At 39.1% G+C, this 757-nt stretch carries 1 protein-coding gene and 1 pseudogene; both read left to right on the plus strand.

The window, feature by feature from the left end; all coding sequences use genetic code 11:
* The first annotated feature begins 86 nt into the window (after nt 1-86).
* Nucleotides 87-305, plus strand: a complete 219-nt coding sequence (locus ACFIKJ_RS09530; RefSeq protein WP_012755083.1) for a hypothetical protein — start codon at nt 87-89, stop codon at nt 303-305.
* A 6-nt stretch (nt 306-311) separates the two neighbouring features.
* Nucleotides 312-757, plus strand: a pseudogene (locus ACFIKJ_RS09535) (integrase); the annotation flags it as partial.

Genomic DNA, 757 nt, shown 5'->3' on the forward strand with positions numbered 1-757 from the left:
CAAGCACCCCCACCCTTCTTAACACTTTCAAGTAATGCGTGATTCACGCCACACGTGAATTGCATCTCAATGTAAGGAGAAAAGATATGGCGCCTCGTCCAGCTGCTATAACGCAACCAGCCATTGCACGCGCTTTAAGAGAAGCTAAAAAACAAGGTTGTGAACTCGTAGAAATCAAACCTACCGGTGAACTGCTTATCTATCTTAAATCCGATATTCCAATACCAAATTCAGTTAACCACCCAGACAAACTTTTAGATTTGTCAAAGAATGAATATTACGAAACCGCACTCTCTAAGATGTAAAATACCATGCCTAAACCACGTCCTCCTCATCTCGTTAAACAAATTACTCAACATGGCAAAATTGTATGGTATGTACGTATTGGTCATGGCAAACGCATTAGAATACGCGGTACCTATGGAACGCAAGAGTTTGTTGATAACTACAAAAGCGCACTTGCCGAGTTACAAGGACTTATACTTCCTAAATCAAAAACCGGTAAACTTGTTGAAGGTTCATTTGCATGGCTGCTTAAACAATACTTTAACAGCTCTAATTGGCATAGTTACACTAAAGCTACAAAAAAACAAAAAGAACTCATCCTTATGAAGGTATGTGATACTATAGGAAACATTCCATACCAAGCAATTGAAAAGAAGCATATTATAGCCGGTGTTGAACGGCGTAAAGAAACACCAGCAATGGCTAGAAACTTTCTGAAAGCCCTTAATGGACTTTTTAATTGGGCAATTGA

Source organism: Bartonella sp. PS7NMGDW (assembly GCF_042193585.1).
In the GTDB taxonomy this organism is placed as follows: Bacteria; Pseudomonadota; Alphaproteobacteria; order Rhizobiales; family Rhizobiaceae; genus Bartonella; species Bartonella grahamii.

Coding starts and splice junctions, on each gene's coding strand:
- ACFIKJ_RS09530 (WP_012755083.1), top strand. CDS start 87: ATGGCGCCTCGTCCAGCTGCTATAACGCAACCAGCCATTGCACGCGCT.